The following is a 15,082-nucleotide window of genomic DNA, read 5'->3' as shown; positions in this document are numbered from 1 at the left end:
CCGAAAGGCCCGGCCAAAAAACTGTCGTTCAAGCAGAAATTCGCGCTGGAGAACCTTCCGGGCAGGATCGAGGCGGTGAACGAATCGATCGCCCGCCTGGAAAACAACATCGCCGATCCGGCCTTCTACGAACGCGATCCGGCCTCGTTCCAGAAGACCATCGCCGCGCTCGACAAGGAACGCGAGACGCTGGCCGCACTGGAAGAGGAATGGCTGGAACTGGAAATGCTGCGCGAGGAACTGGAAGGCTGAGAAACGGCAGGGGCGGCTTCCCCTCGCCTACCCGCCTTCGGTGCCGGCCTCAGCCCTGTTTCTCCTGCCGGTATTTTCGCTCGGGCAACGATTGCGGATCGGGTGGGGCAGCGGTGCCGCCATTCATCTCCAGCCGCATGAAAGTGGTGTCGAGCCAGCGCCCGTGCTTGTAGCCCGAGCCTTCAAGCCGTCCCTGATGACGAAAGCCGAGTTTCTCGTGCAGCCTGACCGAGGCACTGGCTGCAGTCCCGTCACCGATGACCGCGACCAGTTGGCGGAAGCCGAGCGCTTCGACCGCCTCGATCAGCGCCGCAAGCAGCAGCCGGCCGACGCCCCGCCCCTTGGCCTCCGGCGCGACATAGATGGAATCCTCGGCGATGAAGCGATAGGCGGGCCGCGACCGGAACGCGCTCGCATAGGCATAGCCGAGGATGTTTCCCGCGCCGTCCTGCGCCACGATATAGGGATAGCCGTAGGCGACGAGGCTGTCGAACCGGCCGGCCATTTCGGAAGCCGCCGGCGGCTCCAGTTCGTAGGTGGCAGTGCCGTTGATGACGGCATCGGCATAGATTTCGGTGATGCGGCCGATGTCCGCCGGGGTCGCAGGCCGTATCGTCAGGGAGCTCATGGCCCTTCTCTTACCGCCGAAGCCCGGCAAAAGAAAAGGGCGGCCGCGCGGCCGCCCTTCGAATACGTCATGCCCGGTCGCCTTAGCGGCGGTCGCCCATGAACTGGAGCAGGAACATGAACAGGTTGATGAAGTCGAGATAGAGCGTCAGCGCGCCCATGATCGACTTGCGGCCGGCGACCAGCTGGTCGTCGCCCTCGAAGTACATTTCCTTGATCTTCTGCGTGTCGTAGGCGGTGAGGCCCGCGAACACCAGCACGCCGATCGCCGATACGGCAAACGACAGCGCCGAGGACTGCAGGAAGATGTTGATGACCATGGCGATGACCAGGCCGAACACGCCCATGATCAGGAACGAGCCCATCGCGGTCAGGTCACGCTTGGTGGTGTAGCCGTAGAGCGACAGAGCGCCGAAGGCCGCCGCCGTCGCGAAGAAGGTCTGCGAGATCGACGCCGTGGTGTAGACCAGGAAGATCGACGACAGCGACAGGCCGACCAGGGCGGCGTAGACCCAGAACGTCGTCTGCGCGGCCGATACGCTCATCGACTGCACGCGGAACGACAGGAAGAACACGGCCGCCAGCGGCGCCAGGATGACGACCCACTTCAACGGCGAGGCGAAGATCGCGTAGCCGAAAGCGGTGAGATAGGTGCCGTCGCCGATGGCGTAGGCGGTCGGGGTGCTGGTCGTCGCCATCATGATGGTGGCGACCGCGGCAAGGCCGGTGATGAGCAGGCCAAGCCCCATCAGGTTGTAGACCTTGATCATATAGGAGCGCAGACCCTGATCGATGTCGGCATAGGTGCCGGCAGCGGGCGTGCTGCGAACCTGATAATTGCGTAGTTCAGCCATGGTTTCCTCTATTGCTTCTGCCTCGTCGGGTGTCGGGCCGTTTCACGCAACCCAGGCGCCGCTGGCGAGACTCCAGCATGCCTACGGCTGAATATGATGGTTCTTTCGGTCGAGAACAAGACGATAACCGCCCGAAATGCTTCGTGAACGCGGGCGCGCGGCCGATTATCGGGGCCTTTTCGGCAAACATTACCGAGAATTAATCGAATTCTCCCGCCTGCCGGCGCCGCTCACAACTCGCGCAACACCGGCGCGGCCTTCTGGCCGAGGATGCGCCATGTGCCGGTAAGGCCGAGCCCGACCGTCAGCACCAGCGACACCACGACCGTGGTGAGCGCGACTTCCGGCGAGAAATGCGCGGGCAGTTTCATGACGCGGGCGACGACGAACCACGCGGCCACGCCGCCGGCGACCAGCGAGAACAGAGCGGTGGCGAGCCCGATCAGCGCATATTCCAGCGCGAACGCGGCAACCAGCGTGCGCCGGGTCGCACCCAGCGTCTTCAGCACCACCGCATCGTGGATGCGGGCGCGGTTGCCGGCGGCGAGCGCGCCGGCCAGCACCAGTACCGAGGCGATAAGCGCCACGCCGGCGGCCGCCCGGATCGCCGTGCCCAGTTCCCCGACCAGCCGGTTGACGACATCGAGCGCGTCCTTGACCCGGACCGTGGTCACCGCCGGGAAGGCGCGGGTAACGGCGTTGAGCAGCCGCGCATCGTCGGCCACCGAGGCACTCTTGTCGGCCAGCGTGGCGATCCACGCATGCGGCGCGCCGGCGAAGGTATTTGGCGAAAAGACCATGACGAAATTGATGCCGAGCGTTTCCCATTCCACCTGTCGCAAATTGGCGATCCTGGCGGTAACGTTGCGGCCAAGCACGTTGACGGTGATCGTATCGCCGACTTTCAGGCCAAGTTGCCCGGCCTCCTCGGCCGAGAAGGAAACCAGCGGCTCGCCGCTATAGCCCGGCGACCACCATGCGCCTTCGGTCAGCGTCGCGTTGGCGGGCTGGCGCTCGTCATAGGTCAGGCCGCGGTCGCCCTTCAGCACCCATCCGCCCTCGGCCGGTACCGGCAGCTTGGCGACATCGATGCCGTTCAGCGCCATGATGCGGCCGCGCAGCATCGGCACCTTGGCCAGCGTGCCGGCCGGCGCTTCCTTTGCGATCAGCGCCGCGAAGGCGTCCACTTCATTGGCCTGGATATCGACGAAGAAGAAATTGGGCGCCTGTTGCGGCAGGTTGGCGCCGATCTGGCGGCGAAGGTTGCCGTCGATCAGGGCCAGCGTCACCAGCAGCGTCAGCCCGAGGCCGAGCGACAGCACCACCGAAGGCGTCAACGCGCCGGGCCGGTGGATGTTGCCGACCGCAAGCCGCAGCGCGACGAAACGCGGCCGCGGGCTGTTGCGCGCCAGCCATTCCACCAGCAGGGCGACGCCGCGCAGCACCAGGAAGGACGCAAGCGCCGCACCGACGAAGATCGCGGCGATATGGCGATCCGTGGCAAACAGCACGGCGCAGGCGGCAAGCACCAGCGCCAGGCCGAGGGTCGCGGCGAGATAGACCGGGCGCGGCAGGCCCTTGCCTTGCAGGCTGGCCTCGCGGAACAGCGCGGTCGCCGGCACGTCGCGGGCGCGGCCAAGCGGCAGCAGCGCAAAGGCCAGCGTCGTCAGCACGCCGAACAGCACCGCCAGCAGCAGCGCGCCGGGATAGAAGCCGCCGGCGGCCGGCACCGGGATCACCGAGCCGAGGGCGGCGCTGGCCGCAAACGGCATGAGCGCGGCAAGGACGAGGCCGGCCACGATGCCGAGGCCCGCGATCATCAGGATCTGCACGAGATAGACGGTAAAGACGAAGCGCCCCGACGCGCCGAGGCTCTTGAAGGTGGCGATGACGCCGCGTTTGGAATCAAGATAGGCGCGCACCGCGTTGGCGACCCCGACGCCGCCCACCACCAGCGCGGTCAGCCCGACCAGCGTCAGGAACTGCGAGAACCGTTCGATGTTGGACGACAGCGCAGGCGCCGCGTTGGCGCGGGTGCGCACCGACCAGCCGGCTTCGGGAAACGCCTGGTTTGCCTGCGCCTCCACTTCCTTGACGCGCGCGTCGCTGGCGGCCGGGGGCAGGCGCAGGCGGTAGATATGCTGCACAAGGCTGCCCGGCTGGATCAGGCCGGAGGCCGCCAGGCCCCGCGTCGAGATCAGCAGCCTGGGGGCGAAGCCGAAGCCGTCGGAAATCGCGTCCGGCTCGCCGACCAGCTTGGCGCGCAGCTCGAAACTGGCGCTGCCGAGCTGCACGCGGTCGCCGAGCTTCAGCCCGAGCCGTTCGAACAGGAGATCGGGCGCGGCGGCGCCGAAGACGCCGTTTTTCTCCCCGAACAACTCGCCATGGCTGAGCGTCGGCTCGGTTTCCAGCGCGCCATAGAGCGGATAGGCGGCGTCGACCGCCTTGGCCTCGACCAGCGCCTGGTCCGACCCGTCCTCGAGCCTCGCCATCGAGCGCATGTTGGCGCTTTGCGACACCGTGCCGAGGCTATCCAGATAAGCGCGCTCGGCGGCGGTCGCCTCGCGCTGGGTCAGTTGAAAGCGCAGGTCGCCGCCCAGAAGCGTCTGCCCCTGGTCGGCGATGCCCGCCGAGATGGCGCGCGCCACCGAATTGACGCCGCCGATGGCGGCCACGCCGAGCGCGATACAGGCGAGGAAGATGAAAAAGCCGGAAAGCCCGCCGCGCATCTCGCGCAGCGAAAAGCGGACGGCGAGGGAAAGGGTGCGCGGGATCATGCGCGCCATGCCGCCGGATGCGAAGGCCACGCCCTCATGCCCTCGCCCTTGCCAGCACCGGCGCTTCCTCGATGCGGCCCGAGCGCATCGCCACCTGGCGCGAGCAGCGGGCGGCCAGCCCCGGATCGTGGGTGACCAGCACCAGCGTCATGGCGCGCTCGGCGGCCTTGGCGAAAAGCAGGTCGGCCACCTGCCGCCCGGTCGCCTGGTCGAGATTGCCGGTCGGCTCGTCGGCGATCAGGATGCGCGGGGCGGGCGCAAGCGCGCGGGCGATCGCCACGCGCTGCTGCTCGCCGCCCGACAATTCGCCCGGATAGTGCGTCACCCGGTCGCTCAGGCCCACCGCCGCCAGTTCCCGGGCGGCGACGCCGAACGGGTCGTCGTGGCCGGAAAGCTCGAGCGGAACGGCGACGTTCTCCAGCGCCGTCATGTTGGGAATGAGATGGAAGGACTGGAACACGATGCCGATGTTCTTGCCGCGAAACGACGCGATCTGGTCCTCGCTCCGGGCATTTAGGGTTTCCCCGGCGATGCGCACCGTGCCCGCATCGACCCTTTCCAGGCCGGCCAGCACCATCAGAAGGGTGGACTTGCCGGACCCGGACGGGCCGACGATGCCGACCACCTCGCCGCTTTCGACATCGAGGCTGACGCCGTTGAGGACATGCACGCGCGAAGCCCCGTCGCCGAGCGTCAGCGACACGTCTTTCAGCTCAATGACGGCTTCTGCCACGGATAAATCGTCCTATATGGGAGATGGAGGCGAAGAATGCCTTGGTCATATGGGGCCTGCCGCATGGCTTTCAAATATCTGGTTTCAGCCTGTCTCGCCCTTGTGTTCGCCGCAAGCCTCCTGGCTCGGCCCGCCTCGGCCGAGCCGATTACGATCGTCGGTTTCGGCGACAGCCTGATGGCCGGCTACGACCTCGCGTCGGGCGAAGGCTTTACCGACCGGTTGCAGGCGGCCTTGCGCGCCGACGGCCATGACGTCACCGTCGACTATGCCGGCGTCTCGGGCGACACCACCAGCGGCGGCCTGTCGCGCCTCGACTGGTCGATCCCGGACGGCACCGGACTGGTCATCCTCGAACTCGGCGCCAACGACATGCTGCGCGGCCTGTCGCCGGATATCGTCGAAAAGAACCTCGACGCCATGATGGCGCGGCTCAAGGAGCGCAACATCTCCGTGGTGCTGGTCGGTATGCTGGCCGCGCCCAATCTGGGCGAAGCCTACCGGCAGGCGTTCGACGGCATCTATCCCAGGCTCGCCGCGAAATACGACGCGCCGCTCTATCCGTTCTTCCTCGATGGCGTGGCCGGCGACCCGGCGCTGCAACTCAGCGACGGCATGCATCCCAACGCGAAGGGGATCGACCGGATGGTCAAGGGCATCCTGCAGACTGTCGAAAAGGCCCTTGCCGCGCTGCCCGGAAACTCCTGAACGCAACCAAAGCGAGGTGAAAGGCTTTCCGTCTCATAAACTTCACAAGCGACCGCCACCAATAAAGTCCTTGCCCCACCGTGCCATCGGTGATTCGCTGTCGGCAAGAATTCGATTCGATGAAGGGAGGCTTATCATGCCGCGTCTTTTCACCGCCCTCGAAATTCCACGCGATGCCGCCCTTTCGCTTTCCCTGCTGCGGGGCGGCCTTCCCGGCGCCCGCTGGGTCGACGTCGAAAACTACCATCTGACGCTGCGTTTCATCGGCGACGTCGAAGGCCATGTCGCCGACGACATCGCCGACGCGCTCGACCGGGTGCACCGGGCTTCCTTCACCCTGGCGCTGTCGGGTGTCGGTGCCTTCGGCCAGAAGAAACCGCATGCGATCTGGGCCGGCGTCAGCGCCTCTCCCGACCTCGTCGCCCTGCAGGCCGAGATCGACCGCATCTGCCACCGGCTCGGCGTTCCCGCCGACCCGCGCAAGTTCATGCCCCACGTAACGCTGGCGCGGCTGCGCAATTCGAGCCCCGCCGAAGTGGCGCGCTACCTGTCGGCGCGCGGCAATTTCTCCACCCTGCCGTTCCGGGTCGGGCGCTTCGTGCTGATGTCGTCGCGCGATTCGGTCGGCGGCGGCCCCTATGTCATCGAGGAGGCCTGGCCGCTGTCAGGCAAGGACACGCGCCAGCAGCCGGAAACCGGGCGCGAATTGTCGCAATTCCTGCGCTGAGGCGGCGGACGCCCGACGAGCGCGACTCCACCGCTTCGGCTTTCTGCTTGCGGTGGAGCGCCTTGTTCCCCACATCCTGTGCGACGCGGCAATCCGCTACCCCTGACGGAGACAGCAGAATGGTGCAAAAATCGGCCTTCAATCTCTTCGGTTTCGGCGACAAGGTCGCCGGCGAGGACGAGGTGCGGGCTAATTTCTGGCGCACGGCGAAGAAGGCTGCGCTGCGGCTTCCCTTCATGGAAGAGGTGGTCGCCGCCTACTTCTGCGCGCTGGACAAGAGGACGCCGCTGCGCGCCAAGGCCACGCTGCTGGCCGCCCTCGGTTATTTCGTGCTGCCGTTCGACGCCGTGCCTGACTTCATGCTCGGGCTGGGCTTCACCGACGACATCGCCGTACTGGCGGCGGCGATCGCGGCGGTGCGCGCCCATATCACGCCGGAGCACCGCCTGGCCGCCCGCGAGGCCATCGCCGACCAGGGCTGAGCGCCGCCGCTCGGCAGCCTCGCCGGAGCCCGCCGCCCGAAAAGACAAACTCTTGCCGTTTTCTGCCCTTCAAGTCGGCAAAGGGACAGCGCGCCGGTCGCCAGGCAAGACGGCGGGCGCGTCAATGGTGGCGGTTTGTCGATGGCGGGAGTCCTTTTCTCGAAGGGACTTCATCCTTTGGTAACCCAGATTAAATCAAAATGAAGCGAACGGCAGGGCGCCGAGCCGGCCTGTCTCCGCATAATTTGAACTACGGGAAACACGATGCGCGGATTGATTGCACTCATCTCGGGCCTTGGCATGCTGGCGGCGGCTTCTCCCGCCTTTGCCCAGCAGGCGACGAAGATCGGCCAGCACGACGCCTGGGGCACCTACAGCTACCAGGCATCGGGCGGCAAGGTCTGCTATGTGCTGACGGTCCCCACCGACAAGCAGCCGCCCTCGCTCGACCATGGCGACATGTTCTTCTTCGTCAGCCAGCGGCCCGGCCAGCAGGTTTCCTACGAGCCGCAATTCATTGCCGGCTACAATTTCCAGGAAGGCTCGAAGGCGACCGTCACCATCGACAAGAAGTCGTTCTCCATGTTCACGCGCGGCAAGTCGGCGTGGGTCGAGAACGCCGCCGAGGAACCGGTGCTGATCGCCGCGATGAAGGCCGGCCGCGACATGAAGGTGCAGGCCAAGTCCGGCCGCGGCAACGCCACCAACTATGTCTTTTCGCTGAAGGGCATCTCGGCCGCGCTGAGCTCGATCGCCAACTGCAAGTAGAAAACCGCGGCATTGCATCTAGAGGCCGGGCGCTCGCGTCCGGCCTTTTTGCGTCGTCGCATGACTCGGCCGCAAAGCTGTGCTATGCGCGGCGCTTGATTTCACGCTCCCTGCTGGACCGGCCTTGCGCCGTCCCCATATAAGCGCCGCCATGACCCTATCGCTCGATCTTTCCACCCACGCCGCCCGCGCGGCGCTCCGCCCCGATGCGGCGGCCGACAAGACCTCGCTGATCGGCCTTTCGCGCGCCGAGCTGGCCGAGGCGCTGGTTGGCGCCGGCATCGTGCCGGAAAAGCAGGCACGCATGCGCGCCAGCCAGCTGTGGCACTGGCTCTATGTGCGCGGGGTCTCCGACTTCGCCCACATGTTCAACATCTCCAAGGAACTGCGCGCCGACCTCGACCGCCACTTCAGTATCGCGCGGCCGGAGATCGTCGAGGAGCAGATTTCCACCGACGGCACCCGCAAATGGCTGTTCCGGTTTCCCCCGCGCGGCGCCGGCCGCCCGGTCGAGATCGAAACCGTCTACATCCCGGAGGAAGGACGCGGCACGCTGTGCATCTCCAGCCAGGTCGGCTGCACGCTGACCTGCTCGTTCTGCCACACCGGCACGCAGAAGCTGGTGCGCAACCTGACCGCCGAGGAAATCCTGGCGCAGTTGCTGACTGCCCGCGACAAGCTCGGCGACTTTCCCGACCGCGACACGCCGGCCGGCGCCATCGTGCCCGCCGAGGGCCGCAAGGTGTCCAACATCGTCATGATGGGCATGGGCGAGCCGCTCTACAATTTCGAGGCGGTGAAGAAGGCGTTGCTGATCGCCTCCGACGGCGACGGGCTGGCGCTGTCGAAGCGCCGCATCACGCTTTCCACCTCCGGCGTCGTTCCCGAAATCTACCGCACCGGCGAGGAACTGGGCGTCATGCTGGCGATCTCGCTGCACGCCACCAACGACGATTTGCGCGACCTCCTGGTTCCGATCAACAAGAAGTTCCCGCTCGACCAGCTCATCGAGGCCTGCCGGGCCTACCCCGGCCTTTCCAATGCCCGCCGCATCACCTTCGAATATGTGATGCTGAAGGACGTCAATGACTCGCTCGACGACGCCCGCGCGCTGGTAAAACTGCTGAAGGGTATTCCGGCCAAGATCAACCTGATCCCGTTCAATCCGTGGCCGGGCACCAACTACCAGTGCTCCGACTGGGAGACGATCGAGAAGTTCGCCGACTTCATCAACAATGCCGGCTATGCCTCGCCGATCCGCACGCCGCGCGGCCGCGACATCCTCGCCGCCTGCGGCCAGTTGAAGTCGGAATCCGAGCGCATGCGCAAGGTCGACCGGCTGGCGCTGGAAGCGATGATGATCGCGGGCCACGGCGAGGCGTGAGCCGCATCCTGACCTATATCGGCCGCTTTGCCGTCATCGTGATCGGCTACGGGGTGGCGACGCTGGCGGCGAGCGGCTTCCTGCACCTTCTGGCGCTGGGCGCCGCCGGCCTGCAGCCGAGCGAGGCGCCGCCCTTCGTCATCGGCTCGCTCTTCTTCTCGGTCCCGTTCGTGGCGCTGTTCGTCGGCTATTTCGCCTTCACCCCGGCCGCCGTCGCCATTCTCGTCGGCGAAGTGTCCGGCCAGCGCAACTGGCTCTTCTACGCGCTCGCGGGAGGCGCGGTGGGGCTGGCGGTCGCCCTCCTGTTCTGGCAGGGCCCGGCGATCGGCTTTGAAACCGGCACGGGAGCAGAAGACAGCATAACGACGCCGCGCCTCGTCGCCTCGCTGGTCGGCAGCGGCATCGTCGGCGGGATCGCCTACTGGCTGTGCGCGGGCCGCTCGGCCGGCAACTGGCGCAGCACGGACGAGCGCGGTGGCTCTATTTCGTCTGGGCCGCCAGGATCTTGAGCGCGAAGGCCGAGAACACGCCGGCAAGCAGGTAGTCGATGACGCGGGTCACCTTCGGGTTCGCCTTCATCGCCGCCGAAAACCTTTCCGCCGCCAGGATCACCGGCGCCGTGATCGGGATGGAGATGGCGATGAACAGGAGGCCGAGGAAAAACAGCTTCGCCGGCGCGTGCGGGTCGTGGGCCGATACGAACTGCGGCAGGAAGGTCATGAAGAACAGGATGATCTTCGGATTGAGCAGGTTGACGCCGAGGCCGGCCGAGAAGCTGCGCGCCAGCGAGAGGCGCGGCTCCCTGCCGGTGGCCGGCGTGAAGGCAGATCCCTTCGAAAGCGCGTGCCAGGCGAGATAGACCAGATAGGCCGCCCCCAGGATTTTCAGCGCGAGGAAGGCCATCGGAGCAGCGACGATCAGCGCCGAAATGCCGACCGCGACGAGCGTGGTATGGACCAGGATGCCGGAGAACGCCCCGGCCATCGAGGCAAAGCCCGCCCCGCGCCCCTGGCTCAACGCGCGGCTGACGAAGAGCGTCATGTCCGGTCCCGGCGTCAGCGCCAGGATGACGGTGGCGACGCCGAACTGAAGCAGCGTCGAAATATCGGGAACGAAGGTCATGGCAAGAACACCGGCGGCACCGGCAGCCTATAGCGCAACGCGGCCATGCGCGCCAGCGGCCGGGGACCTTCCCTGCCGCGTTCCTTTTTCCCTGGCCTTGGTGTAACCAGCATGAACGCAACTACCGGGCCGTCTCGCATGCTTCAGATTCGTTCGCTGGCGTTCAATGCCGCCTTCTACGCCAGCATGATCATCCAGATGATCCTGTGGACGCCGATCTATTTCCTGTCGCCGCGCAAGCGCGCCTGGTTCATCCCGCGCTTCTGGTCGCGCAGTTCGCTGTGGCTTTACGAAAAGATCGCCCGGACCCGCAGCGACATCACCGGGCTGGAGAACCTGCCGGAGGGCTCCTTCATCCTGGCGCCAAAGCATCAGTCGTTCTGGGACACCATCGCCTTCTTCCCCTATCTCGACGATCCGCTTTACATCCTGAAGCGGGAACTGACCTGGATTCCCTTCTTCGGCTGGTACATCAAGAAGATGCGGATGATCCCCGTCGATCGCGGCAGCCGCTCGAAGGCGCTCAAGATGGTGGTTTCGTCCACCCGTGCCGAGCTCGAGCGCAACCCGCGCCAGCTCATCATCTATCCCGAAGGCACGCGCCGCCCGCCCGGCGCAGAGCCCGCCTACAAATACGGCATCGTCGAACTTTACAACAAGCTCGGCCTGCCGGTGGTGCCGGTCGCCCATGTCGCCGGGCTCTACTGGCCGCGCCGGAAGTTCCTGCGCTTTCCCGGCACCATCCACGCCCGCTTCCTCCCCGCCATCCCGCCAGGGCTCGGCAAGGACGAGTTCATGGCGCGGCTGATCGGCGAGACGGAGGCGGCCTGCGACAAGCTTCTGATGGAGGCATCCGAGGCCGACAATCCGCCGCCCCTGCCGCCGACGGCGGTGGAGCGCCTGCGGCAATTGCGCGATACCGCCACCGCCTGAGCGCTTACGCGGAAGCCTTTTCCAGTTCGGCCATGTCGTCGGCCGCCAGTTTCAGCGACGCCGCCCGGATCAGGCTTTCCACCTGATTGAGATTCGTAGCGCTGGCGATCGGCGCGGTGATGCCCGGCCGCGCCATCACCCAGGCCAGCGCCACCTCGGCCGGCACCGCCTTGTGGCGCGCGGCCACGGTGTCGAGCGCGGCCAGAATGCGCATGCCGCGCGGGTTGAGGTATTCCTGCACGCCGCTGCCGCGCGCGCTTTTGCCAAGGTCGTCGCGGCTGCGGTATTTTCCGGAAAGGAAGCCCTTGGCCAGGCTGTAATAGCTGATGACGCCGAGATTCTCGGCCACGCACAGGTCGCGCAACGGCCCTTCGAACTCGGCGCGATCGTAGAGGTTGTAGCCGGGCTGCAGCACCTGGTAGCGCGGCAGGTCGCGCAGCCGGGCGACGTCGAGCGCCGCCCGCATCTGCCCGGCATCGAGGTTGGAGGCGCCGATGAAGCGCACCTTGCCGGCGGCGATCAGCTTCTGGTAGGCGCCGAGCGTTTCCTCATGCGACACGGTCGGGTCCGGCCAGTGCGACAGATAGAGATCGACCATGTCGGTTTGCAGCCGCTTCAGCGAGGCTTCGATGGCTTCACCGATATGGGCGGCGGACAGGTCCTTCTTGCCCTGCCCCATGTCCGACCCGACCTTGGTGATCAGCACGATGCGGTCGCGGTTCCGGCGCGCCTTCATCCAGTTGCCGATGATGGTCTCGGACTCCCCGCCCTTATGACCCGGCACCCAGCGCGAATAGGAATTGGCGGTGTCGATGGCGTTGAAGCCGGCATCGACGAAACGGTCGAGCATGTCGAAGGAGGTCTTTTCGTCCGCCGTCCAGCCGAACACGTTGCCGCCGAAAACCAATGGCGCGATGGTAAGGTCGGTGCGACCCAGTCGTCGTGTTTCCAAGGTTCTTCTCCGTTCTCGTGAATGCTGGAGGGCGCGGTCCGTTGGGACCGGTTTAACAGCTATGGGCTCTCGCGCCGATCACACAGCCGTGATCTGCCCGCAGACGTCCTCCAGCCAGCGGTCGCGGATGCCGAGCGCCTGCAAATGTTCGAGCGTGCTCGTCACATAGGCCTCGTTGTTGCCGGACTGGCCGATGGCGCCCGACACCACCGCTGCGGCATCGGCGGCGGCCAGCGCGCCGGCATATTGCTCGTGCCCGCGGTCGGCGATGTAGGCGACCGCCTCGACCCTGTCGCCGTTCTCCAGCCGGAGCGGCAGCAGGCGCTCCAGATAGACGCCCGTCACCTGCTCGCGCGCGCGCAGGTAGGCCACCACCTCTGCGCGCGAATCACCGGGCACCCGGAACGCCATGCCGACGCAGGAGCCGCCCCGGTCGAGGCCCAGCACCAGGCCCGGCCGGGCAGGCGTACCGCGATGGACGAAGGAATAGATGCAAAGCGCGCGACGGTAGCCGAAAAGCCGGGCGCGCTGCGCCTCGATATGGGCGAAACCGGGCCGCCACATCAGCGAACCGTAGCCAAAAACCCAAAAATCGCCCATATCGAAAAGCCTGTTCGTCACTATCCGCGATGTCGCGCCAAAACCGGTTTTTGTCCAGACTGTCCCGTCTCCTGATATGGGCTTCCACGGAACGTTCTTCCAACCTTCATGGATCGCAGAAAAAACCAAGCATGACCGCTCCCCTGACGCAGAAGCCGAAATCCCGCCGCCTTGCCTGGCTTGCCGCCATCGTCGTCCTCGTCTTCGCGGCCTATAGCGCCGGCTGGTTCTACCTTGCCGGCAAGGTCAGGGCCGAGGTCGACGGCACTATTGCCGAGCTTGCCGCGCAGGGCATCCGCGCCGACTGCGCCAACATGGCCGTCGGCGGCTTTCCGATCCGGCTGGCCGTTTCCTGCGACAGCGTCGCCTATGAGGACGACGCCGGAAACGTGGCGGCATCGAGCGGCGCGGTAACGGCCGCCGCGCCGTTCTACCTGCCGCTCTCGCCCAGCGCCGACATCACCGGCCCGCTGCGCACCAGCGCGCCCGGCATGGAGCCGCTCTGGCTGGATTGGGACAGGATGCACGTCTCCACCGGCCTTATGTGGCCGGCGCAGCGGAAGCTGGCGTTCCAGGCGGAAGGCTTTTCCGGCCAGACCGACCCGCAGGACGACACCGATCCCGTGCAATTGTTCAGCGCGGCAAAGGCCAAGGCGCAGTTACGGCCGGCCGAGGGCCAGGACCTCGATGCCAGGATCAGCTTCGGCGAATTGCAGGTCGATGCCGAGGCGATCGACGGGCGCACGCTCCCGCCGCTCGACGGCATGATCGAGGCCACCGTGAAGAACGGAATGGCCCTGCTCGCGACGCCGGTGAAAAGCCTGCGCGGCCAGTCGCTGACCCTTCGGCAGGTGGCGCTTTCGTCCGGCAGCGCAGCCGTCCAGGTTTCGGGACCGGTCGCGGTCCGCGACGACGGATTGATCGACGCCGACCTCATGATCCGCATCAAGGACCCGCAGACTGTCGCCACCATACTGGCTACCGCCATTCCCGAACAGGAACAGCAGATCCAGCAGGGTTTCGCCGCGCTCGCCTTCATGGGCAAGGAACCGTCGATGCCGCTCAAGATCGCCAAGGGCAGGATATCGCTCGGCTTCATCCCCCTCGGCAAGATCGGGCCGGTGGAATGAGGGGAGTAGGGGAGTAGGGGAGTTTGCTTTTGCCGCTGGAAAACGTCGATGGATAGTTGACGCGCCGCAGGCAGTATCAACTACTCCCTTACTCCCTTACTTCCCCGCTACTTCCCCGCCTGCCGCCCGAAGTCGGGCGCGTCGGTGTCCTGCCCCGCCTCGATGATCGAGCGGCGCACGGCGCGGGTGCGGGTGAACAGGTCGAACAGCTTTTCGCCGTCGCCCCAGCGGATGGCGCGTTGCAGCGAGGCGAGGTCCTCCGAAAAGCGCGCCAGCATCTCCAGGATCGCGTCCTTGTTGTGCAGGCACACATCGCGCCACATGGTCGGGTCGGAAGCCGCCAGGCGGGTGAAGTCGCGGAAGCCGGAAGCCGAATATTTGATGACTTCCGATTTCGTCACCGTCTGCAGGTCGTCCGCCGTGCCGACGATGTTGTAGGCGATGATGTGCGGCAGGTGCGAGACGATGGCCAGCGTCATGTCGTGATGCGCCGGGTCCATGGTGTCGATGTTGGCGCCGCAGCGCCGCCAGAACTCCGACAGCTTTTCCAGCGCCGCCGGATCGGTATCGGGCAGCGGCGTGAAGATGCACCAGCGGTTCTTGAACAGTTCGGCAAAGCCGGCGTCCGGACCGGATTTTTCCGTACCGGCGAGCGGGTGGCCGGGGATGAAGTGCACGCCCTCCGGCACGTGCGGCTCCATCTGCGCGATGACGGAGGCCTTGGTCGAACCGACATCGGTGAGGATGGCGCCCTTCTTCAGCGCCGGCGCGATTTCCTCGGCGACCGCGCCCGAAGCGCCGACCGGCACCGAGACGATCACCAGGTCGGCGTCGCGCACGGCCTCTTTCGCATCGGTGGTGTAACTGTCGCCGAGGCCGAGTTCCTCGGCACGCGCCAGCGTATCGGCGCTGCGGGTGGAAATGGCGACATGGCCGGCGAGCTTTTCGCGGGCGATGACGCGCGCCAGCGACGAGCCGATCAGGCCGATGCCGATCAGCGCGATCTTTTCAAACATGGGTTCGGGCATTTGTC

General features: G+C 66.2%; 16 protein-coding genes and 1 pseudogene. 9 read left to right on the top strand and 8 right to left on the bottom strand.

Annotated elements, in window-relative coordinates; all coding sequences use genetic code 11:
- Positions 1–252, top strand: a pseudogene (locus ACFOHJ_RS12680) (ABC transporter ATP-binding protein); the annotation flags it as partial.
- A 49-nt stretch (positions 253–301) separates the two neighbouring features.
- On the opposite strand, the gene ACFOHJ_RS12675 reads toward ACFOHJ_RS12680, so the two are convergent.
- The 4 genes from ACFOHJ_RS12675 to ACFOHJ_RS12660 all read right to left on the bottom strand — a co-directional run bounded on the left by ACFOHJ_RS12675 (position 302) and on the right by ACFOHJ_RS12660 (position 5,243).
- Positions 302–880 carry a GNAT family N-acetyltransferase gene (locus ACFOHJ_RS12675; protein ID WP_378220916.1) on the bottom strand — a complete coding sequence of 193 codons (579 nt, stop codon included), beginning with the start codon at positions 878–880 and terminating at the stop codon, positions 302–304.
- Positions 881–962: 82 nt separating this feature from the next.
- Positions 963–1,733: a Bax inhibitor-1/YccA family protein gene (locus tag ACFOHJ_RS12670; protein WP_378220915.1), complete on the bottom strand. Its 771-nt coding sequence runs from the start codon at positions 1,731–1,733 to the stop codon at positions 963–965.
- 230 nt (positions 1,734–1,963) lie between these two features.
- Entirely contained in the window at positions 1,964–4,510 is a 2,547-nt protein-coding gene (locus tag ACFOHJ_RS12665) for an ABC transporter permease (protein WP_378221564.1), read from the bottom strand.
- Positions 4,511–4,544: 34 nt separating this feature from the next.
- Positions 4,545–5,243, bottom strand: coding sequence for an ABC transporter ATP-binding protein (locus ACFOHJ_RS12660; protein WP_378220913.1), 699 nt, complete (start codon positions 5,241–5,243; stop codon positions 4,545–4,547).
- A 63-nt stretch (positions 5,244–5,306) separates the two neighbouring features.
- Between ACFOHJ_RS12660 and ACFOHJ_RS12655 the strand changes: the two genes are divergently transcribed.
- From ACFOHJ_RS12655 to ACFOHJ_RS12630, 6 genes are all read left to right on the top strand, one after another.
- A complete protein-coding gene (locus ACFOHJ_RS12655; protein WP_378220911.1) occupies positions 5,307–5,951 on the top strand; it encodes an arylesterase in 645 nt (214 codons plus the stop codon).
- A gap of 136 nt (positions 5,952–6,087) precedes the next feature.
- Positions 6,088–6,678, top strand: a complete 591-nt coding sequence (gene thpR, locus ACFOHJ_RS12650) for an RNA 2',3'-cyclic phosphodiesterase (protein WP_378220909.1) — start codon at positions 6,088–6,090, stop codon at positions 6,676–6,678.
- A 119-nt stretch (positions 6,679–6,797) separates the two neighbouring features.
- On the top strand, positions 6,798–7,160 hold the full coding sequence (locus ACFOHJ_RS12645) for a YkvA family protein (RefSeq protein WP_378220907.1): 363 nt from the start codon (positions 6,798–6,800) through the stop codon (positions 7,158–7,160).
- 264 nt (positions 7,161–7,424) lie between these two features.
- Positions 7,425–7,928, top strand: coding sequence for an invasion associated locus B family protein (locus tag ACFOHJ_RS12640; RefSeq protein ID WP_378220905.1), 504 nt, complete (start codon positions 7,425–7,427; stop codon positions 7,926–7,928).
- 151 nt (positions 7,929–8,079) lie between these two features.
- The gene (rlmN, locus tag ACFOHJ_RS12635; protein WP_378220903.1) at positions 8,080–9,312 is read left to right on the top strand and encodes a 23S rRNA (adenine(2503)-C(2))-methyltransferase RlmN; all 1,233 of its coding nucleotides are present in this window, start codon (positions 8,080–8,082) and stop codon (positions 9,310–9,312) included.
- Positions 9,309–9,821 carry a hypothetical protein gene (locus ACFOHJ_RS12630; RefSeq protein WP_378220901.1) on the top strand — a complete coding sequence of 171 codons (513 nt, stop codon included), beginning with the start codon at positions 9,309–9,311 and terminating at the stop codon, positions 9,819–9,821. Before rlmN ends, ACFOHJ_RS12630 begins: the two co-directional genes overlap by 4 nt.
- On the opposite strand, the gene ACFOHJ_RS12625 is transcribed toward ACFOHJ_RS12630, so the two are convergent.
- Positions 9,793–10,434: a LysE family translocator gene (locus tag ACFOHJ_RS12625; RefSeq protein WP_378220899.1), complete on the bottom strand. Its 642-nt coding sequence runs from the start codon at positions 10,432–10,434 to the stop codon at positions 9,793–9,795. The genes ACFOHJ_RS12630 and ACFOHJ_RS12625 overlap by 29 nt on opposite strands.
- Positions 10,435–10,572: 138 nt before the next feature.
- Between ACFOHJ_RS12625 and ACFOHJ_RS12620 the strand changes: the two genes are divergently transcribed.
- Positions 10,573–11,367, top strand: coding sequence for a lysophospholipid acyltransferase family protein (locus ACFOHJ_RS12620; RefSeq protein ID WP_378220897.1), 795 nt, complete (start codon positions 10,573–10,575; stop codon positions 11,365–11,367).
- Between the two features lie 4 nt (positions 11,368–11,371).
- Here the strand turns inward: ACFOHJ_RS12620 and ACFOHJ_RS12615 are convergent, their stop codons facing one another.
- Both ACFOHJ_RS12615 and ACFOHJ_RS12610 read right to left on the bottom strand, forming a co-directional pair.
- Positions 11,372–12,319, bottom strand: coding sequence for an aldo/keto reductase (locus ACFOHJ_RS12615; RefSeq protein ID WP_378220896.1), 948 nt, complete (start codon positions 12,317–12,319; stop codon positions 11,372–11,374).
- Positions 12,320–12,397: 78 nt separating this feature from the next.
- Entirely contained in the window at positions 12,398–12,919 is a 522-nt protein-coding gene (locus tag ACFOHJ_RS12610) for a gamma-glutamylcyclotransferase (RefSeq protein WP_378220894.1), read from the bottom strand.
- A gap of 131 nt (positions 12,920–13,050) precedes the next feature.
- Here ACFOHJ_RS12610 and ACFOHJ_RS12605 point away from each other — a divergent pair, with 131 nt between their 5' ends.
- Positions 13,051–14,049, top strand: coding sequence for a DUF2125 domain-containing protein (locus ACFOHJ_RS12605; RefSeq protein ID WP_378220892.1), 999 nt, complete (start codon positions 13,051–13,053; stop codon positions 14,047–14,049).
- 107 nt (positions 14,050–14,156) lie between these two features.
- On the opposite strand, the gene ACFOHJ_RS12600 is transcribed toward ACFOHJ_RS12605, so the two are convergent.
- Complete coding sequence (locus ACFOHJ_RS12600; protein ID WP_378220890.1) at positions 14,157–15,077, bottom strand: prephenate/arogenate dehydrogenase family protein; 921 nt, start codon at positions 15,075–15,077, stop codon at positions 14,157–14,159.
- Between the last annotated feature and the right edge of the window lie 5 nt (positions 15,078–15,082).

It is taken from the genome of Aquamicrobium soli (genome assembly GCF_042646345.1).
Lineage (GTDB): Bacteria > Pseudomonadota > Alphaproteobacteria > Rhizobiales > Rhizobiaceae > Mesorhizobium > Mesorhizobium soli_A.
The sequence above is the reverse complement of the archived record's forward strand: the minus strand, read 5'-3'. Positions and strand labels throughout refer to the sequence as shown.

Excerpts from the sequence above, each read along its gene's own strand:
- ACFOHJ_RS12675 (WP_378220916.1), bottom strand. The coding sequence starts at position 880 with ATGAGCTCCCTGACGATACGGCCTGCGACCCCGGCGGACATCGGCCGC.
- ACFOHJ_RS12670 (WP_378220915.1), bottom strand. The coding sequence starts at position 1,733 with ATGGCTGAACTACGCAATTATCAGGTTCGCAGCACGCCCGCTGCCGGC.
- ACFOHJ_RS12665 (WP_378221564.1), bottom strand. The coding sequence starts at position 4,510 with ATGATCCCGCGCACCCTTTCCCTCGCCGTCCGCTTTTCGCTGCGCGAG.
- ACFOHJ_RS12655 (WP_378220911.1), top strand. The coding sequence starts at position 5,307 with ATGGCTTTCAAATATCTGGTTTCAGCCTGTCTCGCCCTTGTGTTCGCC.
- thpR (WP_378220909.1), top strand. The coding sequence starts at position 6,088 with ATGCCGCGTCTTTTCACCGCCCTCGAAATTCCACGCGATGCCGCCCTT.
- ACFOHJ_RS12645 (WP_378220907.1), top strand. The coding sequence starts at position 6,798 with ATGGTGCAAAAATCGGCCTTCAATCTCTTCGGTTTCGGCGACAAGGTC.
- ACFOHJ_RS12640 (WP_378220905.1), top strand. The coding sequence starts at position 7,425 with ATGCGCGGATTGATTGCACTCATCTCGGGCCTTGGCATGCTGGCGGCG.
- rlmN (WP_378220903.1), top strand. The coding sequence starts at position 8,080 with ATGACCCTATCGCTCGATCTTTCCACCCACGCCGCCCGCGCGGCGCTC.
- ACFOHJ_RS12625 (WP_378220899.1), bottom strand. The coding sequence starts at position 10,434 with ATGACCTTCGTTCCCGATATTTCGACGCTGCTTCAGTTCGGCGTCGCC.
- ACFOHJ_RS12620 (WP_378220897.1), top strand. The coding sequence starts at position 10,573 with ATGCTTCAGATTCGTTCGCTGGCGTTCAATGCCGCCTTCTACGCCAGC.
- ACFOHJ_RS12610 (WP_378220894.1), bottom strand. The coding sequence starts at position 12,919 with ATGGGCGATTTTTGGGTTTTTGGCTACGGTTCGCTGATGTGGCGGCCC.
- ACFOHJ_RS12605 (WP_378220892.1), top strand. The coding sequence starts at position 13,051 with ATGACCGCTCCCCTGACGCAGAAGCCGAAATCCCGCCGCCTTGCCTGG.
- ACFOHJ_RS12600 (WP_378220890.1), bottom strand. The coding sequence starts at position 15,077 with ATGCCCGAACCCATGTTTGAAAAGATCGCGCTGATCGGCATCGGCCTG.